The 25,490-nt window shown below is 62.8% G+C and carries 22 protein-coding genes; 10 read left to right on the plus strand and 12 right to left on the minus strand.

Translation table 11 applies throughout. From position 1 onward, the window contains the following. The first annotated feature begins 68 nt into the window (after positions 1-68). Positions 69-587, plus strand: a complete 519-nt coding sequence (locus tag JQ641_RS29610; protein WP_192737106.1) for a MarR family winged helix-turn-helix transcriptional regulator — start codon at positions 69-71, stop codon at positions 585-587. A 99-nt stretch (positions 588-686) separates the two neighbouring features. Here the strand turns inward: JQ641_RS29610 and JQ641_RS29615 are convergent, their stop codons facing one another. From JQ641_RS29615 to JQ641_RS29660, 10 genes are all read right to left on the minus strand, one after another. Then, positions 687-2,828, minus strand: coding sequence for a sensor domain-containing protein (locus tag JQ641_RS29615; protein WP_211999396.1), 2,142 nt, complete (start codon positions 2,826-2,828; stop codon positions 687-689). A 197-nt stretch (positions 2,829-3,025) separates the two neighbouring features. Further along, entirely contained in the window at positions 3,026-4,309 is a 1,284-nt protein-coding gene (locus tag JQ641_RS29620; protein WP_211999397.1) for a glycerate kinase type-2 family protein, read from the minus strand. Between the two features lie 127 nt (positions 4,310-4,436). Then, positions 4,437-5,666, minus strand: a complete 1,230-nt coding sequence (locus JQ641_RS29625) for an ABC transporter substrate-binding protein (RefSeq protein ID WP_192737109.1) — start codon at positions 5,664-5,666, stop codon at positions 4,437-4,439. 184 nt (positions 5,667-5,850) lie between these two features. After that, positions 5,851-7,080, minus strand: coding sequence for an ABC transporter substrate-binding protein (locus tag JQ641_RS29630; RefSeq protein ID WP_211999398.1), 1,230 nt, complete (start codon positions 7,078-7,080; stop codon positions 5,851-5,853). Between the two features lie 185 nt (positions 7,081-7,265). Further along, positions 7,266-8,486, minus strand: a complete 1,221-nt coding sequence (locus JQ641_RS29635) for an ABC transporter substrate-binding protein (RefSeq protein WP_211999399.1) — start codon at positions 8,484-8,486, stop codon at positions 7,266-7,268. Positions 8,487-8,519: 33 nt separating this feature from the next. Next, a complete protein-coding gene (locus tag JQ641_RS29640) occupies positions 8,520-9,542 on the minus strand; it encodes a branched-chain amino acid ABC transporter permease (protein ID WP_211999400.1) in 1,023 nt (340 codons plus the stop codon). A gap of 2 nt (positions 9,543-9,544) precedes the next feature. Next, positions 9,545-10,423, minus strand: coding sequence for a branched-chain amino acid ABC transporter permease (locus JQ641_RS29645; RefSeq protein WP_211999401.1), 879 nt, complete (start codon positions 10,421-10,423; stop codon positions 9,545-9,547). An 11-nt stretch (positions 10,424-10,434) separates the two neighbouring features. Next, complete coding sequence (locus JQ641_RS29650) at positions 10,435-11,148, minus strand: ABC transporter ATP-binding protein (RefSeq protein WP_192737114.1); 714 nt, start codon at positions 11,146-11,148, stop codon at positions 10,435-10,437. After that, the gene (locus tag JQ641_RS29655; protein ID WP_211999402.1) at positions 11,145-11,945 is read right to left on the minus strand and encodes an ABC transporter ATP-binding protein; all 801 of its coding nucleotides are present in this window, start codon (positions 11,943-11,945) and stop codon (positions 11,145-11,147) included. Before JQ641_RS29655 ends, JQ641_RS29650 begins: the two co-directional genes overlap by 4 nt. Positions 11,946-12,026: 81 nt before the next feature. After that, a complete protein-coding gene (locus JQ641_RS29660; protein ID WP_211999419.1) occupies positions 12,027-12,890 on the minus strand; it encodes an IclR family transcriptional regulator in 864 nt (287 codons plus the stop codon). A gap of 160 nt (positions 12,891-13,050) precedes the next feature. Here JQ641_RS29660 and JQ641_RS29665 point away from each other — a divergent pair, with 160 nt between their 5' ends. The 8 genes from JQ641_RS29665 (at position 13,051) to JQ641_RS29700 (ending at position 23,189) form a co-directional block, all read left to right on the plus strand. Continuing rightward, a complete protein-coding gene (locus tag JQ641_RS29665) occupies positions 13,051-15,144 on the plus strand; it encodes a 3-hydroxyacyl-CoA dehydrogenase NAD-binding domain-containing protein (protein WP_211999403.1) in 2,094 nt (697 codons plus the stop codon). A gap of 150 nt (positions 15,145-15,294) precedes the next feature. After that, complete coding sequence (gene pimA / locus JQ641_RS29670) at positions 15,295-16,977, plus strand: dicarboxylate--CoA ligase PimA (protein WP_211999404.1); 1,683 nt, start codon at positions 15,295-15,297, stop codon at positions 16,975-16,977. Positions 16,978-16,987: 10 nt separating this feature from the next. Next, positions 16,988-18,178: a pimeloyl-CoA dehydrogenase large subunit gene (gene pimC, locus JQ641_RS29675; protein ID WP_211999405.1), complete on the plus strand. Its 1,191-nt coding sequence runs from the start codon at positions 16,988-16,990 to the stop codon at positions 18,176-18,178. A gap of 181 nt (positions 18,179-18,359) precedes the next feature. Beyond that, positions 18,360-19,502 (plus strand): pimeloyl-CoA dehydrogenase small subunit, encoded by a 1,143-nt coding sequence (gene pimD / locus JQ641_RS29680; protein ID WP_211999406.1) that lies wholly within the window; start codon positions 18,360-18,362, stop codon positions 19,500-19,502. A gap of 124 nt (positions 19,503-19,626) precedes the next feature. Further along, the gene (locus tag JQ641_RS29685) at positions 19,627-20,400 is read left to right on the plus strand and encodes an SDR family NAD(P)-dependent oxidoreductase (protein WP_211999407.1); all 774 of its coding nucleotides are present in this window, start codon (positions 19,627-19,629) and stop codon (positions 20,398-20,400) included. Positions 20,401-20,638: 238 nt separating this feature from the next. Then, positions 20,639-22,141, plus strand: coding sequence for a glycerol kinase GlpK (glpK, locus tag JQ641_RS29690; RefSeq protein WP_211999408.1), 1,503 nt, complete (start codon positions 20,639-20,641; stop codon positions 22,139-22,141). After that, positions 22,141-22,599 carry a lipocalin-like domain-containing protein gene (locus JQ641_RS29695; RefSeq protein WP_211999409.1) on the plus strand — a complete coding sequence of 153 codons (459 nt, stop codon included), beginning with the start codon at positions 22,141-22,143 and terminating at the stop codon, positions 22,597-22,599. Before glpK ends, JQ641_RS29695 begins: the two co-directional genes overlap by 1 nt. Continuing rightward, complete coding sequence (locus JQ641_RS29700; protein WP_211999410.1) at positions 22,596-23,189, plus strand: GNAT family N-acetyltransferase; 594 nt, start codon at positions 22,596-22,598, stop codon at positions 23,187-23,189. The genes JQ641_RS29695 and JQ641_RS29700 overlap by 4 nt, the downstream gene beginning before the upstream one ends. A gap of 133 nt (positions 23,190-23,322) precedes the next feature. Here the strand turns inward: JQ641_RS29700 and JQ641_RS29705 are convergent, their stop codons facing one another. Then, on the minus strand, positions 23,323-23,736 hold the full coding sequence (locus JQ641_RS29705; protein ID WP_211999411.1) for a DUF6636 domain-containing protein: 414 nt from the start codon (positions 23,734-23,736) through the stop codon (positions 23,323-23,325). 129 nt (positions 23,737-23,865) lie between these two features. On the opposite strand from JQ641_RS29705, the gene JQ641_RS29710 reads away from it, so the two are divergent. After that, a complete protein-coding gene (locus JQ641_RS29710) occupies positions 23,866-24,492 on the plus strand; it encodes a glutathione S-transferase family protein (protein ID WP_211999412.1) in 627 nt (208 codons plus the stop codon). 808 nt (positions 24,493-25,300) lie between these two features. Here the strand turns inward: JQ641_RS29710 and JQ641_RS29715 are convergent. Next, positions 25,301-25,490, minus strand: a 190-nt coding sequence (locus JQ641_RS29715; protein WP_211999413.1) for a hypothetical protein, incomplete at its 5' end; no start/stop codon positions are given.

The following is a 25,490-nucleotide window of genomic DNA, read 5'->3' on the forward strand; positions in this document are numbered from 1 at the left end:
TTATCAAACATAACCTCAAGGCCCGGACCACTGGCGGACCTTTTTATCGGGATTGCGAGCCCCCTGCGATGACAGTTTCCAAGGCGGCCACTGACGCCGTCAAGCCTTCCCGCGCAGGCGGCAAGGATCCTGTCGACGGCGCTGCGGAAAACGTCGCTCTGCAAATGGGCGAATTGTCCGACCTGCTCGGCTATTCGCTGAAGCGCGCGCAGCTGAGGGTGTTCGAGGACTTCCTGCGCTGCGTCGCGCCGCTGCAGCTGACGCCGGCGCAATTCTCGGTGCTGCTGCTGCTCGACAAGAATCCCGGCCGCAACCAGACCGAGATCGCCAATACGCTCGGCATCCTCCGGCCGAATTTCGTCGCGATGCTCGACGCGCTGGAAAGCCGCGATCTCTGCACGCGGATGCGTTCGACCAACGACCGCCGTTCCCACATCCTGATGCTGACCGACAAGGGCAGGGCGGTGCTGGCGCGCGCCAAGAAGCTCGTCGCCACCAAGCACGAAGCCCGCCTCAACGAAGTGCTGGGGCCGGCCAATCGCGTCGCGCTGCTCGATATGCTGTCGAAGATCGCGGCCGAGTTTTAGTGAGCCAGTCATTCCGGGGCGCGCAAAAGCGCGAACCCGGAATCTCGAGATTCCGGGTTCATCGCTGTGCGATGCCCCGGAATGACAAGCAGCAATTAATCAAGCCGCGACGATACGGCCAGCGATTGCCTTCGCCCCATTCCCATTCAGGAACAGCCGCTCGATCTCACGGGCGGGAAGCGGCTTGCTGAACAGGAAGCCCTGCATCTCCGTGCATCCTTCGGACGCGATGCTGTCGAGCTGTTCCTTGGTCTCCACGCCTTCGGCGGTGGCCGTCATGCCCATGCCGTTGGCGAGCGCCGCGACCGCGCGCACGATGTTGAGCGAGCCGGAATTCTCCGTGATGTCCTTGACGAAGGAGCGGTCGATCTTGATCTTGTCGAACGGAAAACTCTGCAAATAGGTCAGCGAGGAATAGCCGGTGCCGAAATCGTCCATCGCGATCCGGATGCCGAGCTCGCGCAACTGATGCAGCACCGCGAGTGTCGCTTCCTTGTTGTGCAGCAGCACGGTCTCGGTGATTTCGATCTCCAGCCGGGCCGGGTCCAGTCCCGAGGCGGCAAGCGCGCCTGTTATCACCTGCATCAGGCCGGGGTTGCGAAACTGCACCGCCGAAATGTTGACGGCGATGTGGAGGTTGCCGGGCCATTGCGCCGCGGTCGCGCAGGCCTGGCGGATGACCCATTCGCCCATCGGGACGATGAATCCGATCTCCTCCGCCAGCGGGATGAACGCGGCCGGCGAAATCATGCCCTTGGTCGGATGATTCCAGCGGATCAGGGCCTCAAATCCGCTGATCTCGTTGCTCGCCAGATTGACGACGGGCTGATAGTGCAGTTCGAACTCGCCCGCCGGCAGCGCCTTGCGCAGATCCTGTTCCATGACGCGGCGCGTCTGCATCTGCAGGTCCATGACAGGCTCAAAGAAGCGAAACGTGCCGCGTCCGTCGCCCTTGGCGCGGTACAGCGCAAGGTCTGCACTGCGCAATAACTTGTCGGGGCTGTTGCCGTCGCCGGGTCCGACCGAGATGCCGATGCTGGCGCCGATCACGGCCTGGTGGCCGTCAAGGTCGTAGGGCTCGCTCAAAAGGCCGATGACGCGCTGCGCCAGCGACGTTGCGTCGGCCGGGTCCGCGATCGGGGCCTGCACGATAACGAATTCGTCGCCTCCCATCCGCGCAATGGTGTCGGTGTCGCGAACCAGCCCGCACAGGCGCTTGGCGACGATCTTCAGAAGCTTGTCGCCGGCGTGATGGCCAAACGTATCGTTCACGGCCTTGAACTGATCAAGATCGAGGTGATGAACCGCGACCGTTTCCTCGCGGCCCAGGGCGTGTTCGAGCCGTTCGTTGAGCAGCACCCGGTTGGCGAGCTCGGTGAGCGAATCATGGTGAGCCATGTATTCGATCTTGACCTCGGATTGCCGCTGCTCGGTGATGTCCTCGTGCGTGGCGACCCAGCCGCCGCCGGGCATCGGCCGATGGCGGATCTTGAAGGTGCGCCCGTTCCGCAGTTCGACGATGCTGTCTTTGGCGACGTTGGAAACCGCCACATTGGTACGCCAGTTCAGATATTCATCCCGGGTCATCGCGGGGAAGCTGCCGGCTTCAAAGCGAAGATCCACGATGTCGGTCAGCGGCGTGCCGGGGCCGACGCGGCCGAACGGGATGTCGTACATCTCGACGAAGCGGTCGTTGCACACGATCAGGCGGTGGTCGGAATCGAAGAAGCACAGCCCCTGCGACATGTTGTTGATCGCGGTGTCGAACTGGAAGTTGCGTATCCGCAGCGCCTCTTCCTGCTCCCTTCCCAGCTCGTACTGCGTCTTGAGACGAGCATGGAGTTCTTCGCGCTCGGTGATGTCCTCGTGGGTCGACATCCCGCCGCCGCCGGGCATCGGGTAGACCGTGTAGGCGATGATCCGCCCGTCGGTGAATTCCTGGAACGTGGTGTCGAGCGCGATGTCCTGTCCGACGCGGGCGCGAACGTAATCATCCGGCGCCACCGCCAATTTCAGGCCGAGCTTCAGCCGGTGCCGGATCAGTTCGCTGGTCGGCGTGCCCGGCTTCACCTGTTCCGGCGAGAGCCCGTACATCTGCGTGTAACGTCTGTTGCAGAAGACGACTTGCCGCTTCTCATCGAAGACGACAATGCCGAGCGACAGATGATTGATCGCCTCCTCGAGCCGCGCACTCAAGTGAGCGGGCTCGGGGCGGATCGCCCCCGCGACAGAATCCACCATTTCCGTGTTCCCCTGCCGCGATCTGCGGCACCCCGGCAATAAGGAGGGTCCCATTAAGGACCAGGCTGGTGAATTGCAGCTTTGAGAGGCGGCAATTGCTTGCGGGTTCCTGTGAATGTCCTCAACAAAACGTTAATGCCGTCGGCCCGGGCGGATATCAAATCGAAGGAACAAACCGAAGGACCGCGGCCCTAAATTCAATCGACCAGGATCACCCTGACGTCGTTGACATTGGTGAGCGTCGGACCGGTCAGCAGCAGGTCGCCGGTTGCCACAAAGAAGGTGGTGGCGTCGTTATTGTCCAGATAGGCCCTGGGATCGAGGCCAAGCGATTTCATCTTCGCAAATGTGGTCCGGTCGATCACGGCCCCGGCGGGATCGCTCGCGCTGCCGGCGCCGCCATCGGCGCCATCGGTATCGCCGGCCAGCGCACTAACGTCCGGTATCTCCTTCAAGAGGTCCGCCAGCGCCAGGGCATATTCCTGGTTGGGGCCGCCGCGGCCATTGCCGCGCACGGTCACGGTGAGTTCGCCGCCCGACACGATCGCGGTGCGCTTGCCCTCGCTGCGCGCTTTCAGCGCCAGTTGGACGTGCGCGGCCGCGACCTCGCGCGCCTCGCCTTCGAGGTCGGCGCCGAGACCGATGATGGCGTAGCCCGCATCCTGGGCGATCCTGATCGCCGCATCGAGCGAGGCCTTCGGCCGCGCGATCAGTTCGAACCGCGCGCGCGCGAACGCGGGGTCGCCGGGCTTGCAGCTCTCGTTCTTCGGGTCGTCCAGCGCACGCCGAACCGCATCGTCGATGGCGAGATTGTACTTCGCGACCAGCGCGCGGGCGTCCGCCAGCGTGGTCGGATCCGGCACCGTCGGCCCCGAGGCGATCGCGGATGGATCGTCGTGCGGCACGTCCGAGATCGCCAGCGTGACGATTTCGGCGGCGCGGTGCCCGGCGCGGGCCAGCCGGCCGCCCTTGATGCGCGACAGATGCTTGCGGACGATATTCATCTCGCCGATCGGCGCGCCGGAACGGAGCAGCGCGCGGTTCACCTGCTGCTTCTGCGCGAATGACACGCCCTCGACCGGGGCGATCCAGTTCGCCGAGCCGCCGCCCGACAGCAGCACCAGCAACAGGTCGTCGCCGGTAGCCTCGGCCGCGAGACGCAGCGTGTCGTCGGCGGCTTTCAGCCCGGCTTCGTCGGGCACGGGATGGCCGGCTTCGACCACCCTGATCCGTCGCGTCGGCACGCCGTGGCCGTGCCGGGTAGTGGCAATGCCGGTCAGGCGTTCCGGGTCGAGCCCGAGCGTATCGAGATAGTGCCGCTCGGCGGACGCGGCCATGGCCGCGGCGCCCTTGCCGGCGGCGAGGCAGATCACCCGGCCTTTGGGTGCGGGAGGCAAATGCGCCGACAGCACCACATCGGGATGCGCGGCTGCGACGGCCGCATCGAAGATCGCACGCAGGAGGGGACGTCGGTCGGTCATCGGTTTCACGCCAGAGATCGCGAATGGAAGACCGGTTATCCATCCAATCGCCGCAAAAGAAAACCCCCGCGGGTGAGACCGCGGGGGCGCTTGAGGCCACAAATGGGCCGATCAGAATTTGAAATGGCTAGCCGCCGACGTCACCGGAGAGGATCTCGCCGAAGCGTTCCCAGGTCTCGCCCTTGAACTTGATCAGTTGCACCTGCGAAATCGGCGCAAAGTCGGTGGGCGACGTGTTGACCTTGATGCCCGGCAGCAAGCCTTCGAGTTCGAGGTTCTTGATGTTGGCCGCCTGCTTCATGACGTTCTCGCGCGTGAGATCGTCGCCGCAAGCCTTCAACACATGCACGAGACCCTGGGCCACGGTGTAGCCGAAGATCACCGACGCATCGGCGCGGTTGGCTTCCGGATAATACTTGTCCAGGAACGCGTTCCAGGCCTTCATGCCGGGATCGTCCTTCCACTGCGCATCCGTCGGATCCTTCAGGTATTGCGACGAGATGATGTCCTGGGCGTTCTCCATGCCGGCCGGCTTGATGACACTGCCGATCGAGGCCGAGACGTTGTTGAGGAAGTGCAGCGGCTTCCAGCCGATTTCAGCGTTCTTCTTGATCGCCTGCGCCGCGAATTTCGGCGTGGTGATGTTGATGAACACGTCGGCGCCGGTCGCCTTCATCTTGACGATGTGGGAATCAATCGTCGGCTCGGAGACTTCATAGCTCTCCTCGATCACGATCATCGACGCGCCCTTGGCGCCGAGCCCGTCCTTGAAGCCCTTCAGATAGTCCTTGCCGTAGTCGTCGTTCTGATAGAGCACGGCGATCTTGGCGTTCGGCTTTTCCTTCAGGATGTACTTCGCATAGATCTGCGTTTCGCTCTGATAGTTGGGCTGCCATCCCATGGTCCAGGGGAAGTTCTTCGGATCGTTCCACTTGGTGGCGCCGGTGGCGACGAACAGCTGCGGTACCTTCTTGCTGTTCATATATTTCTGGATCGCCGAATTCGGCGGAGTGCCGAGCGGGTTGAACACCAGCAGCACCTCGTCGCTCTCGACCAGCTTGCGTGCCTGCTCGACGGTCTTCGGCGGTGAGTAGGTATCGTCATAGCTGATGAAGTTGATCTTGCGGCCGTTGATGCCGCCTTCCGCGTTGATCTTCTTGAAATAGGCCTCTTCGGTCTTGCCGATCACGCCGTAGGCCGAAGCAGGGCCGCTATAGGGCATGATGTTGCCGATCTTGATTTCGGTATCGGACGCGCCGGTGTCGTATTTTTTTTGAGCGAGCGCGCCGTTGCTCGTGGCTGCGAACGCAATGAGCGCGGCCGAGGCAATGGCGAGTCTGCTGGTAGCAATAGGCATTCCTGGTCTCCCTTTTTGAGATTGTCTTTTTGTGCAAGCGTCATGCTCTGTTGTTGATTGCAGTTTGCGCATGACGTGGACGGGATTGAATACGATTTAGCGGAAAGCATCAAGAAAAAGCCCCTGCGGCGATGCCGCAGGGGCTGCTCCTTTAGTAGTCAGGCGCAAGAGAACCGATCGCGGACTAGCCGCCGACGTCGCCGGTGAGAATTTCGCCGAACAGTTCCCAGCCCTCGCCCTTGAACTTCATGAGCTGCAATTGCGAGATCGGGGCAAAGTCGGTCGCCGAGGTGTTGACCTTGATACCGGGCAGCAAGCCGCCGAGCTCGAGGTTCTGGATGCTGGCGGCCTGCTTCATGATGTTTTCGCGCGTCAGGTTGTCACCGCTGGCTTTCAGCACGTGAACGAGGCCCTGGGCCACGGTGTAGGCGTACATGACCGACGCGTCGGCGCGGTTGGCTTCGGGGTAGTACTTGTCCAGGAACTCGTTCCAGGCCTTCATCCCCGCATCGTCCTTCCATTGCTTGTCGGTCGGATCCTTCAGGTAATTCGACGAAATGATGTCCTGGGCGTTTTCGAAGCCTGCAGGCTTGATAACGCTTCCGATCGAGGCCGAGACGTTGTTGAGGAAGTGCAGCGGCTTCCAGCCGATCTCCATGTTCTTCTTGATCGCCTGCGCCGCGAACTTCGGCGTCGTGATGTTGATGAACACGTCGGCGCCACTCGCCTTGAGCTTGACGATATGGGAGTCGATGGTCGGCTGCGAAACCTCGAAGCTCTCCTCGAGGATGATCATCGACGCCGCCTTGGCGCCAAGTCCGTCCTTCAGGCCCTTCAGGTAATCCTTGCCGTAATCGTCGTTCTGGTACAGCACGCCGATCTTGGCGTCCGGCTTGTGCTTCAGAATGTACTTGGCGTAGATGATGGTTTCGCTCTGGTAGTTCGGTTGCCAGCCGATGGTCCAGGGAAACTCCTTGGGGTCGTTCCATTTGGTCGCGCCGGTGGCGACGAACAGTTGCGGCACCTTCTTCTGGTTCATGTATTTCTGGATCGCCGAGTTCGGCGGCGTGCCGAGCGGATTGAAGACGAGCAAGACTTCGTCGCTCTCCACCAGCTTGCGCACCTGCTCGACCGTCTTCGGCGGGCTGTACGCGTCGTCGTAGGAGACGAAGTTGATCTTGCGGCCGTTGATGCCGCCCTCCGCATTGATCTTGTTGAAATAGGCGGTTTCCGTTTTGCCGATCACACCGTAGGCGGAAGCCGGTCCGCTGTAGGGCATGATGTTGCCGATCTTGATCTCGGTGTCGGATGCGCCGGTGTCGTATTTCTTTTGGGCAATCGCGCCGCTGCTGGTGGCGGCGAGCAATGCGAGGGCGGCCGAAAAGGCCCCCAATCGCAAGTTGATAGCAGGCATGTTTTTCTCTCCCTGGAGACCACGATGAATGTGTCGTTTTTTCTTGAAGTTGGAGCACTTTGCGGCTCCTGCCATCATTCAATACCTTTCGGTCGCGCCGGGCAACAAAAAGCCCCCCGCGACGGTGTCGCGGGGGGCGATATTTTAGTCTCAAGTCCCGGGCGGACTGCCCGTGGCGCGGAATATTAATTATTGAGTTCGCCGCTGATGATGTCGCCGAACAGCTCCCATTTCTCGCCCTTGAACCGCTGCATCTGAAGCTGTTCGATCGGGGCGAAGTCCTTGGCTGACGTGTTGATTTTGACGCCGGGCAGCAGGGTGTCGGGCGCAAAGTCCTTCAGGCTGGCGGCCTGCTTCATCACGTTGGCGCGGGTCAGGTCGTCACCGCACATCTCCAGCACCTTCACCATAGTTTGCGCCGCGCCGTAGCCATAGACCACGGAGCCGTCGAGCTTGTTGGCTTCGGGATAGTACTTGGCAAGGAATTCGTAGAACTTCTTCATGCCGGGATCATTGTCCCACTGCGCGTCCGCGCCGTCCTTGGCGTAGTTGGCCGAAAGAATGCCTTGCGCATTCTCGAAGCCCGCCGGCTTGATCACGCTGCCGACCGAGGCCGAGACGTTGGAGACGATGTGCAGCGGCCTCCATTCGACTTCGGCGATCTTCTTGATCGCCTGGGCGGCGAACTTCGGCGTCGTGATGCTGATGAAGACGTCGGCGCCGGTGGCTTTCAGCTTGACGATGTGGGAGTCGATTGACGGCTCCGAGGTCTCATAGCTTTCCTCGGCGACGATCATCGACGCCTTGGCGCCGAGGCCGTCCTTCAGGCCCTTGAGGTAATCCTTGCCGAAATCGTCGTTCTGATAAAACACTGCGATCTTGGCATCCGGCTTTTCCTTCATCAGGAACTTGGCATAGATCCGCGCTTCGCTCTGGTAGCTGGGCTGCCAGCCGATCGTCCAGGGGAAGTCCTTCGGCTCGTTCCATTTGGTGGCGCCGGTCGCGACGAACAGCTGCGGTATCTTCTTCGAATTGAGATACTTCTGGATCGCGGAATTGGACGGCGTGCCGAGCGGATTGAACACCACAAGCACTTCGTCGCTCTCGACCAGCTTGCGGGCCTGCTCGACGGCCTTCGGCGGGCTGTAGCTGTCGTCGTAGGAGACGAAGTTGATCTTGCGGCCGTTGATGCCGCCTTCCGCGTTGATCTTCTTGAAGTAGGCCTCTTCGGTCTTGCCGATCACGCCGTAGGCGGACGCCGGTCCGCTGTAGGGCATGATGTTGCCGATCTTGATTTCGGTATCGGACGCGCCGGTGTCGTACTTCTTCTGGGCGAGGGCGCTGCCGCTGACGGCAATAGAGGCGATGAGCGCCGTCGCGAACGCGGCGCTTCTTGTCGAAAGCATCATTATATCCGGATCCTGTATTCGAGTTTGAGGTTAGTTTTTCTTCGTGAGTTTGCCGAGCAAATGCTGGGCAACCATTGCGACCTGCCTTGCGCCGTGCGGCACCAGGAAGATGACAAGGAACAGCAGCACGCCGAACACGGCGCCGGAGAGGCCCTTGGAGATGCTCTCGGCGATGTTGGGCACGAAGATGATGAAGGCCGCGCCGACGAACGAGCCCGGCAGCCAGCCGACGCCGCCGACCACCATGCCGAGGAACAGCGCGATGGCGAGGTTGATCGTGTAGCTGTCGGGCGCCACGAACGCCACGACGATGGCGCTGAGCCCGCCGGCGATACCGGTGATGCCCGCGGACACGCCGAAGGCGAGCGTCTTGTACTGCGCGACGTCGACGCCCATGGCCGAGGCCGCGATCTCATTGTCGCGGATCGACATGAAGGCGCGGCCCGAGCGCGAGCGCAGCAGGTTGATCGACCCGATATAGATCGCCAGCGAGATCGCCAGTGTGAAGTAATAGAGCCACTTGTCCTGTCCGATCGGCAGGCCGAACGGCGCATCGGGTTTCATGACGGTGAGGCCCTGCACGCCGCCGGTCCAGTGCTCGAGGAAATGCAGCTTCAGGAGCTGCGGCATGGCGACCGCCAGCGCGAAGGTGGCTAGCGCAAGGTAGATGCCGGAAAGCCGCAAGGCGGGCTTGCCGAACAAATAGCCGGCGCCGAACGCCACAAGCCCCGCGATCGGCAACGTCAGCGCGTAGTTCACGTTGGCGACTTCCATCAGGACCGCCGACGTATAGGCGCCGAGCGCGTAGAACGCGCTCTGGCCGAGCGAGAACTGACCGCTTCCGCCGGTCAGGATGTTGAGCGCCAGTACCGCGATCCCGTAGATCATGACCATCGTCATCTGGAAGACGACGAAGTTCTTCACGAATATAGGGGTAACGAGCAGCGCCGCCAGGATCACCAGCGAGGTGCCGGTGCCCAGCGTCATGGCACGCTTCGGAACGGCTTCGACGGCCGGGGCTTCTGTAACGGCGTCTTCTGCAGCTGCGCTCATGATCAGACTCGCTTGACGATGGCTCGGCCGAAGAGACCGGCAGGTTTGAAGACAAGGACGGTGATGATCAGCGCAAGCGCGATCGGCAGTTTCAGTTCATTGCCCACGCCGGGGATGTAGGTGCCGGCGAGGTTCTCGAAGACGCCGACCAGGAAGCCGCCGATGACGGCGCCAAGCGGCGAGCTAAGTCCGCCGAGCACGGCGGCGGCAAAGCCGTAAACCAGGACGCCGCCCATCATGTTCGGTTCGAGGAACACGACCGGGGCGATCAGGATGCCGGCGACGGCGCCGATCGCGGAGGCCATGCCCCAGCCGAGCGCGATCATCCAGGAGGTGTTGACGCCGACCAGTCGCGCCGATTCCGGCAATGCCGCAGCAGCGCGCATCGCAAGGCCAATCCGGGTGAACTGGAAAAACAGGTACAGCCCGACCAGCATCAGGAGAGTGACACCGATCATCCCGGCCTGGTGGGTCGAGATCAGCTGGCTGCCGAGGAAGGGCGAGGATCCGAACGGCGTCGGATACTGCTTGATGGTGAAATCCCAGATCAGGCCGGCGACCGAGTTGACGATGGCGAACAGGGCGATGAAGCCTGCGACGTTGGTCAGGACCGGGGCCTTGGCGAGCGGCTTGAACAGCAGCCGCTCGATGAGGATGCCGCCGGCGAACGAAATCGCCAGCGTGAGCAGGAAGGCCCACCAGTAGGGTATGCCCCACTGCATCAGCTGCCAGGAGATGAAGGTCGAGAACATCGCCATTTCGCCCTGGGCGAAATTCAGATGGTCGATCGCCTGGTAGATCATGACCACCGCGAGCGCCATACAGGCATAGATCGCGCCTGTGGCGACGCCGGCCAGGACTTGGTTGGTAAATAGTTCCACGGCCGTGCTCCTCAGTAGCCCAGATAGGATTTGCGGACGTCTTCGTTGCTCGCGATTTCCTTCGCGTTCCCCGACATCACGATTTTTCCGGTTTCGATCACATAGGCCTGGTCGGCGAGCTCCAGCGCCAGTTGCGCGTTCTGCTCCACCACCAGAATGGTAACCTTGTCCTCACGGTTGATCTTGCCGAGGATCTTGAACAGGTCGCGCACGATCAGGGGGGCGAGACCGAATGACGGCTCGTCCAGCAGCATCAGTCGCGGCCGCAACATCAGCGCACGCGCGACCGCGAGCATTTGCTGTTCGCCGCCCGACAGCGTTCCGGCCTGCTGGGTATGGCGTTCCTTCAGCACCGGGAAATGCGCGTACATGCGCTCGATGTCGGAAACGATAGCCTTGGAGTCGCTGCGCGTGATGGCCCCTAACTGCAGGTTCTCTTCCACCGTCATGGTGGTGAAGGTGCCGCGGCCCTGTGGCACATGCGCGATGCCGAGACGGACGACGTTTTCGGTCGAGCGGCCGGAGAGCGACTTGCCCTCGAATTCGATCGCGCCGGTGGAGCGCACCATGTTGCAGATCGCCCGCAGGGTGGTGGTCTTGCCGGCGCCGTTGGCCCCGAGCAGGGTGGTCAGGCTGCCCTCGTTGAGGGCAAAGGACAGGCCATGGAGCGCCTGGACCTGGCCGTAATAGGCCCGCAAATCCTTGACGTTGAGCATCGCGGTCATTGGTCGTCCTTGCTCCCCAGATAGGCTTTGATGACATCCGGGTCGGCCTGGACCTGGGCCGGGGTTCCCTCGGCAAGCTTGCGGCCGAAGTTGAGTGCGACGACATGGTCGGCGATCGACATGACAAGACCCATGTGATGTTCGACCAGCAGCACGGTCATATGGCGTTCATCGCGAATGCGGCGGATCAGATCGCCGAGCACGTGAACTTCCTCGTGGTTGAGACCGCCGGCGGGCTCGTCGAGCAGCAGTATTTTCGGATCGGCGGCCAGCGCGCGCGCCAGCTCGACGCGCTTCTGGGTGCCGAAGGGCAGGCCGGACACCACGGTGTGTGCGACGTCACCGAGATCCAGATAATCAAGGATCTCATGAACCTTCTTGTTGATCTCGGCTTCGCCGCGGCGAACCCAGGCGAGCTTGAGCGAATCCGAGATGATGTCGCTGGAGGAGCGCGAATGGCAGCCGACGCGAACGTTGTCCATCACCGAGAGATTGGGAAACAGCGCGACGTTCTGGAAGGTGCGGCCGATGCCGATCTCGGCGATCTTGTGCGCTGGCCGCGTCAGGATGCTGGCGCCTTCCATCAGAATGTCGCCGGTGCTCGGCTGATAAAGCCTGGAAAGGCAATTGAAGAGCGTTGTCTTGCCGGCGCCGTTCGGTCCGATCAGGCCGAGGATGGCGCCCTTGTGCATGTCAAAGGACACACCATTCAACGCGATGATGCCGCCGAACACGACGCTGACGTCGCGAACCGCAAGCAGGGGAGCATTTCCCTGCGCGAGCTGTGCCTGCGTCATCGCGTCCCGCCCAAATGACTCATAGAATGATTCACGGAGCGGGATTGACCGCGCGAAAACCTGCGCTGGTCATGATGATGGCTACCTGATCCCCTCGACCACACGTGCAACTTTCCCTCCTGCTTTCAACTTCTTGTTCTCTTCTTTTTTGGATTGCGGGGCTGCGCCGCCCAGCGCCGCCTCGATGTTCCTTACCATCGTCACAAGGCGAGGTCCAATGTCGTTGATCAAGCGATCTTCCGTGAAACGGAAAGCGGGCGCGCCACAATTGAAGGCATACGGTCCGGTTCCATCGCTGAGCTTCAACGCGACGCCTACCGCGTGCACGTCGTCTTGCCATTCGCCTGCGGAGATCGTGAATCCCTGACGCGCCACCATTTCACCTGCGCGTTCGATGCCGTCGCGCATCCGGGCCCAGCGGCTGCCGTAATGATCGCGCAGTTCGCGCAACAACGCGGCGCGCTCGTCATCGGGCAGTGCCCAGATATAGGCGCGTCCCATCGCGGTGGTCGCGATCGGTACCCGTGAACCGACGTCGAGCTGCACGCCAAGCAAGCCGGTCCGGCTCTGGCCGAAATAGATCATGCTGTGACGGTCGCGGCCGCCGACCGCAACCGCGCCGCCGGTCTCGCGCATCAGCGCTTCACGGTAGGGTTCGGACAAATGCCGAACGCCGAGATTGGCCAGCGCGGCATACCCCAGGGCCATGGCTGATGGCGCGAGCTGATACTTTTCGAACCGCGGAACGGGTGTAAGATAACCCAGCTTGGTCAAGGTGTAGGTCAACCGGGAAATGGTTGGCTTCGGCAATTTAGTACGGGCAGCGATCTCTTGATTGCCAAGAAGCCCGTCGTTGGGTTGGAATGCGCGCAACACATCAAGTCCGCGGGAGAGCGCGACGACGAAGCTGCGGTCAGTCGCCGCTTTCTTCCCTGGACGTTTCATTGCCTGCTGCTTTACCGAGCTCGTTGACAAGGGACGTGCTTCAAAATAACCCTCCCTGTCAAGATGTGGAATTGAATTTCGCAGTGCGAAATCAACAAAACGCCGTAGCCACTCAACGCAAGTTCGAGTGGCAATCAAGAACAGGCATAGGGAGAGTCCCGTGAACGAAGTTGTAAAACTCGAACGTCATGACGCCATCGCCATCGTCACGGTCAACAGCCCCCCGGTAAACGCGCTCAGCGCCGCCGTGCGTGGCGGCATTTTCGAGTGCATGAAGGCCGCGATCGCTGATCCCGAGGTAAAGGCGATCGTGCTGACCTGCGGCGGCCGCACCTTCATCGCCGGCGCCGACATTACCGAATTCGGCAAGCCGCCGAAGCCGCCCGGCCTGCATGAAGTGCTGGTCGCGATGGAGAACTCGCCGAAGCCGATCATTGCCGCCATCCACGGCACCGCGCTTGGCGGCGGTCTCGAAGTCGCTCTGGCATGCCACTATCGCGTCGCGACCAAAGAGGCAAAACTTGGCCTGCCCGAAGTGAAACTCGGCCTGTTGCCGGGCGCCGGCGGCACCCAGCGCCTGCCGCGCGCGATCGGCCCGGAAATGGCGGTCAAGATGATCGTCAGCGGCGATCCGATCAGCGCCGCCGATGCGCTCAAGAACGGCCTGATCGAGGAAATCGTCGAAGGCCCGGCCTCGGGCGGTGAGGCCTTTGCCCTCAAGGTGCTGGCGGAGAAGCGCCCGCTGCGCAAGCTGCGCGACGACGATTCAAAGCTCGCCGCGGCGAAAGCCGACATTTCGATCTTCACCAACGCCGTCGCCGCCCTCACCAAAAAGGCGCGCGGGCTGGAAGCGCCGTTCGCCGCCGCGGATGCCGTGCGCGCCGCGATCGAACTGCCGTTCGACGAAGGGTTGAAGAAGGAGCGCGAAGGGTTCCTCAAGCTGGTGTCGTCAGACCAGTCGAAGGCGCAGCGCTACGCCTTCTTCAGCGAGCGCGAGGCGGCAAAAGTCGCCGGCGTTCCCGAGGGCACAAAACCGCGCAATGTCGAGCGCGTCGCCATCATCGGTGCCGGCACCATGGGCGGCGGCATTGCGATGTCGTTCGCCAATGCCGGTATCCCGGTGACGCTGATCGAAACCGGCGAAGAGCAGCTCAAGCGCGGCATGGGCGTGATGCAGAAGAATTACGAGGCGACCGCCGCGCGCGGTGGCATCCCAGCCGACGCTCCGGCCAAGCGCATGGGCCTGATCACCGGCGTGGTCGGCCTCGAGAACGTCAAGGACGCTGACCTTGTGATCGAAGCCGTGTTCGAAACCATGGCGATCAAGAAGGAAGTGTTCACCGCGCTCGACAAATACGCCAAGAAGGGCGCCGTGCTCGCCTCCAACACCTCCTATCTCAACATCGACGAGATCGCGAAGGTCACCAGCCGTCCGCAGGACGTGCTCGGCATGCACTTCTTCTCCCCGGCCAACGTGATGAAGCTGTGCGAGATCGTGCGCGCCGACAAGACCGCGCCGGATGCCTTGACCACGGCCGTCTCGATCGCCCGCAAAATTGCAAAGGTTCCGGCGGTGGTCGGCGTCTGCGACGGCTTTGTCGGCAACCGCATGCTCGCCCAGCGCGGCAAGCAGTCGGAAAAGCTGTTGTTCGAAGGCGCCTTGCCGCAGCAGGTCGATGCTGTCGTGACGAAATTCGGCATGCCGATGGGCCCGTTCGCGATGGGCGATCTCGCCGGCCTCGACATCGGCTGGCGCTCGCGGAAAGACCGCGGCCTCAAGTCGGAAATCGCCGACGCGCTGTGCGAAGCCGGCCGCTTCGGCCAGAAGACCGGCAAGGGCTATTACAAGTATGAAGGCGGCTCGCGTTCGCCCATGCCCGATCCGGAAGTCGAGAAGTTGATCACCGAAACCCTGCAGCGCCTCGGCCGCAAGACCCGTGTCGTCAGCGACGACGAAATCCTCGAGCGCATGATGTACCCGATGATCAACGAAGGCGCGCGGATCCTCGAAGAAGGCATCGCGGCGCGTCCAAGCGATATCGACGTGATCTGGCTCTATGGCTATGGCTGGCCGATCTATCGCGGCGGCCCGATGTTCTATGCCGACCAGGTCGGCCTCAAGCACATCGCGGATCGCCTGTCGTACTACGCCAAGGAGACCAACGATCCCTCGCTCGAACCCGCGCCGCTGCTCAAGCGTCTCGCTGCGGAAGGCAAGACGTTCGCGTCGCTGGCGCAGTCGAAAGCGGCTTGATGGGGCGTTACCCTCACCCTTCGTCATTCCGGGATGCGCCACTTGGCGCAGGCCCGGAATCCATACTCCCGATCGTGGTTATGGATTCCGGGCTCTCGCTTCGCTCGCCCCGGAATGACGGCAACTCTCTAATGTTCTGCTAAGGCGTTCATGACCCATCCCGGCGAACAGTTCTATCCGCGCGGCGTGCACTGGGACGATCCGCTGCCGCGTGGCACGCTGCCTGATTTGTTGTCGGCAGCCGCCGCCGAGTTCGGATCGCGCCCGGCGCTTGAATTCCGCGACCGGCCGATCAGCTACGCGGCGCTCGAATCCCTGGTGGAGACGGCAGCCTCGGCCTTCCTTCGCGCCGGCTACGGCAAGGATCATTCGGTCGCGCTGTTCCTCGGCAATTCGCCGGACCATCCCGTCAATTTCTTCGGCGCGCTGAAAGCCGGTGCCCGCATCGTGCACCTGTCGCCGCTCGACGGTGAAATCGCGCTGTCGCACAAGCTCTCGGATTCCGGCGCGCGTGTGCTGGTCACCAGCAATTTGTCGGCGCTGTTGCCGACCGCGCTGAAATTTCTCGACAAGGGCCTGCTCGATCGCCTCATCGTTTGCGAGGACGATGATTGGGGCAAGGTCGGCACGCCGCAGACGGCATTGCCTGATAATCCGGCCGTCATCACCTGCAGGCAATTCATCGACGGCGCGGCCAAGCCTGCGCAATGGCCTGTCATGAGCGCCGACGATGTCGCGCTGCTGCAATATACCGGCGGCACCACGGGCCTGCCCAAGGGCGCCATGCTCAGCCACGGCAACCTGACGTCTGCCGTTTCGGTCTACGACGTCTGGGGCAAGCCGTCGCGCGCCGAGCGCAACAATCCGATCGAGCGCGTGATCTGCGTGCTGCCGCTGTTCCATATCTATGCGCTGACAGTGGTGCTGCTGTCCTCGATCCGGCGCGGCCATCTGATCTCGCTGCATCAACGCTTTGATGTCGAGTCCGTCATGCGCGATATCGAGACCAAGCGCGCCACCGCGTTCCCCGGGGTACCGACGATGTGGATCGCGATCGCGGCATTGCCCGATCTCGACAAGCGCGATCTGTCATCGCTGGTCAGCGTCGGCTCCGGCGGCGCACCGCTGCCGGTCGAGGTCGCGCGGATCCTCGAGCAACGGGTCGGGATGAAGCTGAAGAGCGGCTGGGGCATGACCGAAACCTGCTCGCCCGGCACCGCGCATCCCAAGGAAGGCCCGGACAAGCCCGGCTCCATTGGTTTGATGCTGCCTGGAATCGAGATGGACGTGGTGTCGCTCGACGATCCCAAGCAACTGATGCCGGTCGGCGAGGTCGGCGAAATCCGCATCCGCGGGCCGAATGTGACAAAAGGCTACTGGAACCGGCCGCAGGAAACCGCCGAAGCGTTCGTCGGCGACCGCTTCCTGACCGGCGACATCGGCTACATGGATGGCGACGGCTATTTCTACCTGGTCGACCGCAAGAAGGACATGATCATCTCCGGTGGCTTCAACGTCTATCCGCAGATGATAGAGCAGGCGATCTACACCCACCCGTCGGTGCAGGAAGTGATCGTGATCGGTATCCCCGACGATTATCGCGGCGAAGCCGCAAAGGCCTTCATCAAGCTGCGCGCGGACGCAAAACCGTTCGCGCTGGAAGAGCTGCGCGCCTTCCTCACCGGCAAGCTCGGCAAGCATGAAATCCCGGCCGCACTCGATTTCGTCGATGAACTGCCGCGTACGCCGGTCGGAAAATTGTCGCGTCATGAATTGCGTCTGCGGCAACCTTCGCCGCAGACGGCCCAACCCAAACAACGGTCAGCTCAGTAAGGAGGATCCGATGGATCTCGCTTTCAGCAAGGAAGAAATAGCGTTTCGTGAGGAAGTGCGGGCCTTCTTCAAAGACAACGTGCCGCCGGATACCCGGCGCAAGCTGCAGGAAGGCCGCCACCTGTCCAAGGACGAGATGGTGACCTGGTGGCGCATCCTGAACAAGAAGGGCTGGGGCGTCTCGCACTGGCCGAAGGAATATGGCGGCACCGGCTGGAGCTCCGTGCAGCATTACATCTTCAACGAAGAACTGCAGATGCATCCGGCGCCGGCGCCGCTCGCCTTTGGCGTCAGCATGGTCGGCCCGGTCATCTACACCTTCGGCAATGAAGCGCAGAAGAAGCAGTATCTGCCGCGCATCGCCAATGTCGACGACTGGTGGTGCCAGGGCTTTTCGGAGCCGGGCTCCGGATCGGACCTCGCCTCGCTGAAGACCAAGGCCGAACGTAAGGGCGACAAGTACATCATCAACGGCCAGAAGACCTGGACCACGCTGGCGCAGCACGCCGACATGATCTTCTGCCTCTGCCGCACCGACAATAACGCCAAGAAGCAGATGGGCATCTCCTTCATCGTGTTCGACATGAAGTCGAAGGGCATCACGGTGCGCCCGATCGAGACCATCGACGGCGGCCATGAGGTCAACGAAGTGTTCTTCGACGACGTCGAGGTGCCCGTCGAGAACCTGATCGGCGAGGAGAACAAGGGCTGGGACTACGCCAAATTCCTGCTCGGCAATGAGCGCACCGGCATCGCCCGGGTCGGCGTTTCCAAGGAGCGGCTGCGCCGCATCAAGGATCTCGCCGCCAAGGTCGAATCCAACGGCAAGCCGGTGCTCGAGGACCAGGGTTTCCGCGAAAAACTCGCCGCCTGCGAGATCGAGCTGAAGGCGCTCGAACTGACCCAGCTGCGCGTCGTCGCCGACGAAGGCAAGCACGGCAAGGGCAAGCCCAACCCGGCGTCCTCGGTCTTGAAGATCAAGGGCTCGGAAATCCAGCAGACCACCACCGAGCTTTTGATGGAAGTGATCGGCCCGTTCGCCGCGCCCTATGACGAGCATGGCGACGACGGCTCCAACGAGGCGATGGACTGGACCGCCCAGATCGCGCCGAGCTACTTCAACAACCGCAAGGTCTCGATCTACGGCGGCTCCAACGAGATCCAGCGCAACATCATCACCAAGGCGGTGTTGGGGCTGTAAGGCGTACTGCGCAACACACAACAGCTGTCGTCCCCCGCGAATGCGGGGGACCCAGTACGCCGCGGCGGCGAAGGTTACGACAAACGCCGGCGATTACTGGATCCCCGCTTTCGCGGGGATGACGAGGGGAAAATGGGGCGAGAGCGTCGCCCTGCATCGATAGCCGGAGAGAGTAACGAACATGGATTTTGATTTGTCCGAGGAGCAGCGGCTTCTCAAGGAAAGCGTCGACGGTCTCCTCAACGATTCCTACGACTTCGAGGCGCGCAAGAAATACCGCGCCGAGAAGGGCGGCTGGAGCAAGACCGTGTGGGGCAAGCTTGCCGAACAGGGGCTGCTCGGCCTTCCGTTCTCGGAAGAAGACGGCGGCTTCGGCGCCGGCGCGGTGGAAACCGCGATCGTGATGGAGGCGATGGGCAAGGCGCTGGTGCTGGAGCCTTATCTCGCCACAGTCGTGATCGCCGGCGGCTTCCTGCGCCATGGCGGCTCGGCCGAGCAGAAGGCCGCGCATATTCCTGCTATCATCGACGGCAGCAAGACCTTTGCGTTTGCGCAGCTCGAGAAGAACTCGCGCTACGATCTCTCCGACGTCGCGACGACCGCGAAGAAGAAGGGTGCCGGCTGGGTGATCGACGGCGAAAAATTCGTCGTGATCAACGGCGAGAACGCCGACACCCTGATCGTCACCGCGCGCACGTCAGGCGCACGGCGCGACAGAAACGGCATCGGCGTGTTCCTCGTGCCCGCCAACGCCAAGGGCGTCGGCCGCAAGGGCTATCCGACCCAGGACGGCCTGCACGCCGCCGACATCACGCTGACCGGCGTCGAAGTTGGCGCCGAGGCCGCGATCGGCGATCCCGAGAACGCGCTAGAACTGATCGAGCGCGTGGTCGACGACGCCCGCACCGCGATGTGCGCGGAGGCCGTGGGCGCGATGGATGAATCGCTGAAATCCACGGTCGAGTACCTGAAGACGCGAAAACAGTTCGGCGTCGCCATCGGCACCTTCCAGACCCTGCAGCACCGCGCCGCCGACATGTTCGTCGCCGTCGAACAGGCCCGCAGCATGTCGATGTTCGCGACCATGGCGGCCGATTTCGACAACGCCAAGGAACGCGCCACCGCGGTCGCCGCCGCCAAAGTGCAAATTGGAAAATCGCTGAAGTTCGTCGGCCAGCAGTCGATCCAGCTCCATGGCGGCATCGGCATGACCCAGGAAGCCAAGATCGGCCACTACTTCAAGCGCCTGACCATGATCGAGAACACTTTTGGCGACACGGATTACCATCTCCGCCGCGTCACCGACGCGGGTGGGTTGATCTAGGTCAACTGTCATTGCCGGGCTTGACCCGGCAATCCATCGCTCTTGAAAAGATGGATGCCCGGGTCAAGCCCGGGCATGACGAGTTGTTGCAATTCGCGAAGCAAGAAAAACAAGGGAGCGTATCGTGAAGGGAACCCCGTTCGATCTCACCGGCAAGGTCGCCGTCATCACCGGCTCGAGCCGCGGCATCGGTCGCTCCTCGGCGGAACTGCTGGCAAAGCTCGGCGCCAAGGTCGTGATCTCCAGCCGCAAGGCGGATGCCTGTCACGAAGTCGCCGAAGGCATCAAGAAATCAGGCGGCGATGCCCATGTCATTCCCTGCAACATCTCGCGCCGCGAGGAAGTCGACGGGCTGATCGCGGGCACCACCAAACATTACGGCAAGGTCGACATCCTGGTCTGCAACGCCGCGGTGAATCCGTATTACGGCCCGCTGCTCGACATCAAGGACGAGGCCTTCGACAAGATCATGGGCTCCAACGTCAAGAGCAACATCTGGCTGTGCGCGCAGGCGATCCCGCAGATGGCGGAACGCGGCAACGGCTCGGTCGTCATCATCTCCTCGATCGGCGGGTTTCGCGGCTCCACCGTGATCGGCGCCTACGGCATCTCCAAGGCGGCGGATTTCTCGCTGTGCCGCAGCCTTGCCGGCGAATGGGGTCCGAAAGGCGTCCGCGTCAATTGCGTGGCGCCGGGCCTCGTGAAAACCGATTTCGCCAAGGCGTTGTGGGAAGACCCTGAAAACCTCAAGCGCCGCACGGCTTCCACGCCGCTGCGCCGCATCGGCGAACCCGACGAGATTGCGGGCGCGGTGGCGTATCTGGCGTCGGATGCCTCCACGTTCATGACCGGCCAGACGATTGTGGTTGATGGTGGGGTGACGACGGCGGCGACGTAGTTTTCTTCTTCCCTCTCCCGCGTGCGGGGGTCGAGACGAGCGAACCTCGCTCTTAGGGTGCCGAGCAAAGCGAGGCGGGTGGGGGCTCTCTCCACGAGTCCCATCGCCGCGCGAGCCTCCACCCCAACCCTCCCCCGCAAGTGCGGGAGAGGGAGCGCACCGCCGCTCCCCATATTGACCTTCGCCTCTCAATCGGATTGCCTCTCGGCCACCACCAACCTTTCCGGGAAGCACCATCATGTCCTTTGTGCTGGCCATCGATCAGGGCACCACATCCTCGCGCGCCATCGTGTTTCGATCAGACATTTCGATCGCCGCCACGGCGCAGCAGGAATTCCCGCAGCATTTCCCGGCCTCGGGCTGGGTCGAGCACGAGCCGGAGGATATCTGGACCTCGACGGTGATGGTCTGCCGCGAGGCGCTGGAAAAAGCCGGCCTGACGGCAAAGGACATCGCCGCGATCGGGATCACCAACCAGCGCGAGACCACTGTGGTGTGGGACCGCGCCACCGGTCAGGCCGTGCACCGCGCCATCGTCTGGCAGGACCGCCGCACCGCCGACATCTGCGCCAAGCTGAAGGCCGAAGGCCATGAGCCTGCGATCTCGGCCAAGACAGGCCTGATCATCGATCCCTATTTCTCGGGCACGAAAGTCGCCTGGATCCTCGACCACGTGCCCGGCGCGCGCGAACGCGCCGCGCGCGGCGAATTGATGTTCGGCACCGTGGATTGCTATCTGCTGTGGCGCCTGTCAGGCGGCAAGGTGCACGCGTCAGACGCCACCAACGCCTCGCGCACGCTGCTGTTCAACATTCACACCGGCGAATGGGACGACGACCTGCTAAAACTGCTGCGCGTGCCGCGCTCGATGCTTCCAGAGGTGAAGGATTCCTCCGCCAAGTTCGGCGAGAGCGAGCCAGGCCTGTTCGGTGGCGCGATCGCGATATCCGGCATCGCCGGCGACCAGCAGGCTGCGACCATCGGCCAGGCCTGCTTCACGCCCGGCATGATCAAATCGACCTACGGCACCGGCTGTTTTGCCCTGCTCAACACCGGCGCCACGCCGGTGGCCTCGAAGAACAAGCTGCTCACCACCATCGCCTATCAATTGAACGGCAAGCGCACCTACGCACTCGAAGGCTCGATCTTCGTCGCCGGCTCGGCCGTGCAATGGCTGCGCGACGGTCTCGGCATCATCAAGCAGGCGTCAGAAACCGGCCCGCTCGCCGACAAATCCGATTCCATGCAGAGCGTCTATCTGGTGCCCGCCTTTGTCGGCCTGGGGGCGCCGTACTGGAATCCGCGCGTCCGCGGCGCGCTGTTCGGCCTCACCCGCAACACCGGCCCCGCCGAACTCGCGCACGCCGCCCTCGAAAGCGTCTGTTACCAGACCTACGATCTGCGCGAGGCGATGCGCGCCGACTGGCCGGGCGAAAAAGCCGCCAACGTGCTCCGCGTCGACGGCGGCATGACCGCCTCCGACTGGACCATGCAGCGCCTCGCCGACCTGCTCGACGCCCCCGTCGATCGCCCGATGATCCAGGAAACCACCGCGCTCGGCGCCGCCTATCTCGCCGGTCTGCAGGCGGGCGTCTATCCCGAGCCCGCAAAGTTCGCCGACAATTGGCGGCTGGAGCACAGGTTCAAGCCGGCGATGAGTGCGGCGACGCGGGAGCGGAAACTCGCGGGATGGGCGAGGGCGGTGAAGGGATTGCTGGCGAGCGATGAGGGGGAAGGCTGATGACGCAAGGTGACGCCGGAAGACCGCTCACGGAGCAGCTTGCCGGCGCCTGGACCCTTGTCTCATGGAAGCAGACCAACGGTGATGGAACCAAACTTGAGCAATTCGGCGAGAGTCCCCAGGGCCTGGCCTTCTTCGATACGGTCGGCCACTACATGATTTCGGTCATGCGCTCGGATCGCGTCAACTACCAGATCGAGAACTTCGGCCAGATCGCGCAGATATCGGCGGAGGAGGCAAAAAAGACCGCGCTTGGAGCCATCACCTATTTCGGCACCTACGTCATCGACGAACCCCGCCGGGTTCTTGCTATCCACGTCGAAGCCAGCTCCTTTCCGAATTGGAACGGGACTGATCAGGAACGGTTCTTCGAACTTATTCAGGATCGACTGACATTGACTGTCCGCCTCCCGCGTGGCGGGCAGGTCGATGTCCTCTGGCAGCGAGCGAACGCATGATCCTACCCGACGGCACTCACGACGTCTCCGCCGGCAAGATCGCCACCGTCGTTACGCATCTGGAGATGACCGAACTTCCCGCGATCCCGTCCGACCCTGAGGGCGCATGGACGCTGCGCCGGGTCGAGACGCCCGCGCTCGACTGGTATCGCGAACTGTTCCGCCGCGTCGGCGAGGAATGGCTATGGATTTCACGGGCGCGCATGGACGACAACAAACTCGCAGGGATCATCCATTCGCCGCTGGTGGAAGTCTACGCGTTGGAGCACGACGGCCGCGACGAAGGCCTGCTGGAGCTGGATTTCCGCGAGGCCGGGCATTGCGAGATCGTCTTCTTCGGCGTTACCGCAAAGCTGGTCGGCAGCGGCGCCGGCCGCTGGCTGATGAACCGCGCCCTGGAGCTCGCCTGGTCGCGGCCGATCGCGCGGCTCTGGCTGCACACCTGCACCCACGATCATCCCGGCGCGGTGGCGTTCTATCTGCGCTCGGGTTTCCGTGCGTTCCTTAGGCAGATCGAAATCGAGGACGATCCGCGGATTGATGGCGCCGCGCCGCGCGACGCGGCGAGGCATGTGCCGGTGATTGAGTGACCACCGCTGTCATCCTCCGCGAAGGCGGAGGATCCAGTATTCCAGAGCCATCAGTGATAGAACCGCGCGGCCGCAGCGTACTGGATACTCCGCCTTCGCGGAGTATGACATGACACTGTGGGGTGAGGCGCCCTCAAAACAAATCCTGCTTCGCCCGCGAGATCGAAAACCCGCGCCTGTCCGCATTGAAGCACGTCACGCCCGACTGCTCCGACGTGCAGGTAAATCCGCCGCGCTGCCAGACCTCGCCATAGGCCAGCATCGGCATCCTGGGATCCATCACCGTGTCGCCGTAGCACAGGCGCACGGCGTTGCCCCTGGGTCGCATCTCGAACGCCTTGCCCCATTCCAGATCGCATTCGGCCGGCCGGCGCGCATTCACCGTGGCTTCCATGATGTCGCAGCGGAGCGTGTTTTGCTTGTCGTCGTCGAGATAGGCGCAGGCGATGTTTTTCGATGGCGACTGGAAGCCGACGGGGCCGCTCTGGGCGTGAGCTGCGGTGGCGAACAATGCTGACAGCGTCAGGACGGTGAGGGATAGGCGCATGTCGATCCTTCGGTCTCGAATGTCATGCCCGGACTTGATCCGGGCATCCACGTCTTTAAGGTCTGGCAGTAAGAAAGACGTGGATGGCCGGGTCAAGCCCGGCCATGACAAGCAGGGTACAGACACACCATGTTCCTGATCGGCCAATACGACTCCCCCTTCGTCCGTCGCGTCGCAATCGCGCTGCGGCTGTATGGCCTGCCGTTCGAGCACAGGCCGTGGTCGACCTTCGGCGATGCGGACAAGATCGCGCCGTATAACCCGTTGCGCCGGGTGCCGACGCTGGTGCTTGGCAGCGGAGAGGCTGTCATCGAGAGCGCTGCGATCCTGGATGCGCTCGATGAACTGGTCGGCCCGGAAGCGGCGATGATGGCCGGGCGCGGCGAGGCGCGCCGCCGGCAATTGCGGATCTGCGCGCTCGGTAGCGGCCTCGCCGACAAGGCGGTCAGCCTGATCTATGAGCGGGTGCTGCGCAAGGAACAGCTCGCGCTTTGGGTCGAGCGCTGCCAGACGCAGATCGGCGGCGTGCTCGCGATGCTGGAGAGAGAGCGCGAGCCGATCCCGACGCCTTACTGGTTCGGGGAACGCATCGGCCACGCCGATATCATGGTGGCCTGCGCGTTGCGCTTCATCAGCGAGGCGCACCCATCGCTGTTCGATGCGCGCTATCCGGCGCTGCAGGCCCATGCAGCGCGCTGCGAGGCGCTTCCGCCGTTCCAGGAAATTTTGCAGCGGCTCGATCCGCCGAAGGGGTGAATCTCCCCATCATTTCGGGCGCCATTATTTGCAGTCGCGGCAGATCGTCAGCTTGCGCCTGAGCTGCACATCTTCCGCAGAATCGGCCCACGGTTGCCCGGCGATGCTGTCGGGCTCTTTCATCGGCTTCGACCGTTTAGCTGTGCGTGGGCTGACGGGTAACGTTGAAGCCGGTTCGTCTTCGATGCTGGTGATGAAGCCATCGTGATCGGCGGCCGGTTTCGGCGGCGGTGTCTCCCTCGCGACCGGCGGCGCCGTGCGCTTGGCAGTCGCCCTCGGTGGAGGAGCGTCTTCGGTTGCCGCTGGCGGTGACGCATCCCTGGCCACCGGCGGCGGGGCGCGCTTGGCGGTCGCCCTTGGTGGAGGAGCGTCCTCGGTTGCCGCTGGCGGGAACGGGTCCTTGGCCGGCGGCGGTGGCGCACGCTTGGCGGTTGGCTTTGGTGGAGGAGCTTCGTCGGTTGCCGCTGGGGGGAACGCGTCCCTGGCGACCGGCGACGCCGCGCGCTTGGCGGTTGCCCTCGGTGGAGGCGCGTCCTCGGCTGCCGCTGGCGGCGAAGCCAGGATGACCGCCGGAGGCGGCGGCACAGCCTCGTCCGGCGATGGTGCCGGCCGGGCCAGCGAAAGCGGTGGAGCAAGCGAGGTTTGGCATCTCGCGCTCTCAGGCAGCCAAAAACTGACGGACAAAAATCCGATGGCAAACAGTGTCGCGGCGTTTTTTATTCGCATACCGAAAACCGCCGATCTGAAATCAATGATCGCGGCCCTCCGAGGGCACGCTTCGTATAAACTACCGATCCTATCATGGCGGTCAAAAATGACGGAAGTTCGATCCGTACTGCGAGGTCTTACCACCGTTCCCGGAGATCTGGCAGAAGGGATGAGCTTCTTTCTTACCCTTCAGGGGAGGGTAAGTGATCGCGCTGCGACAAATTAACCCGACGGGCAAAATTCCGCTTCCCTCGTCGGGCAAATCAGCGGTTTGAATCGTCGCGTCCCGC

The organism is Bradyrhizobium sp. JYMT SZCCT0180 (genome assembly GCF_018130165.1).
Lineage (GTDB): Bacteria > Pseudomonadota > Alphaproteobacteria > Rhizobiales > Xanthobacteraceae > Bradyrhizobium.

Bases quoted from the DNA above. Each gene is read 5' to 3' on its own strand.
- JQ641_RS29625 (WP_192737109.1), bottom strand. From the start codon at position 5,666: ATGCCTATTGCTACCAGCAGACTCGCCATTGCCTCGGCCGCGCTCATT.
- JQ641_RS29610 (WP_192737106.1), top strand. From the start codon at position 69: ATGACAGTTTCCAAGGCGGCCACTGACGCCGTCAAGCCTTCCCGCGCA.
- pimA (WP_211999404.1), top strand. From the start codon at position 15,295: ATGACCCATCCCGGCGAACAGTTCTATCCGCGCGGCGTGCACTGGGAC.
- JQ641_RS29630 (WP_211999398.1), bottom strand. From the start codon at position 7,080: ATGCCTGCTATCAACTTGCGATTGGGGGCCTTTTCGGCCGCCCTCGCA.
- JQ641_RS29710 (WP_211999412.1), top strand. From the start codon at position 23,866: ATGTTCCTGATCGGCCAATACGACTCCCCCTTCGTCCGTCGCGTCGCA.
- pimD (WP_211999406.1), top strand. From the start codon at position 18,360: ATGGATTTTGATTTGTCCGAGGAGCAGCGGCTTCTCAAGGAAAGCGTC.
- JQ641_RS29620 (WP_211999397.1), bottom strand. From the start codon at position 4,309: ATGACCGACCGACGTCCCCTCCTGCGTGCGATCTTCGATGCGGCCGTC.
- JQ641_RS29660 (WP_211999419.1), bottom strand. From the start codon at position 12,890: ATGAAACGTCCAGGGAAGAAAGCGGCGACTGACCGCAGCTTCGTCGTC.
- JQ641_RS29700 (WP_211999410.1), top strand. From the start codon at position 22,596: ATGATCCTACCCGACGGCACTCACGACGTCTCCGCCGGCAAGATCGCC.
- JQ641_RS29635 (WP_211999399.1), bottom strand. From the start codon at position 8,486: ATGCTTTCGACAAGAAGCGCCGCGTTCGCGACGGCGCTCATCGCCTCT.
- JQ641_RS29695 (WP_211999409.1), top strand. From the start codon at position 22,141: ATGACGCAAGGTGACGCCGGAAGACCGCTCACGGAGCAGCTTGCCGGC.
- pimC (WP_211999405.1), top strand. From the start codon at position 16,988: ATGGATCTCGCTTTCAGCAAGGAAGAAATAGCGTTTCGTGAGGAAGTG.
- JQ641_RS29615 (WP_211999396.1), bottom strand. From the start codon at position 2,828: ATGGTGGATTCTGTCGCGGGGGCGATCCGCCCCGAGCCCGCTCACTTG.
- JQ641_RS29640 (WP_211999400.1), bottom strand. From the start codon at position 9,542: ATGAGCGCAGCTGCAGAAGACGCCGTTACAGAAGCCCCGGCCGTCGAA.
- JQ641_RS29655 (WP_211999402.1), bottom strand. From the start codon at position 11,945: ATGACGCAGGCACAGCTCGCGCAGGGAAATGCTCCCCTGCTTGCGGTT.
- glpK (WP_211999408.1), top strand. From the start codon at position 20,639: ATGTCCTTTGTGCTGGCCATCGATCAGGGCACCACATCCTCGCGCGCC.
- JQ641_RS29650 (WP_192737114.1), bottom strand. From the start codon at position 11,148: ATGACCGCGATGCTCAACGTCAAGGATTTGCGGGCCTATTACGGCCAG.
- JQ641_RS29705 (WP_211999411.1), bottom strand. From the start codon at position 23,736: ATGCGCCTATCCCTCACCGTCCTGACGCTGTCAGCATTGTTCGCCACC.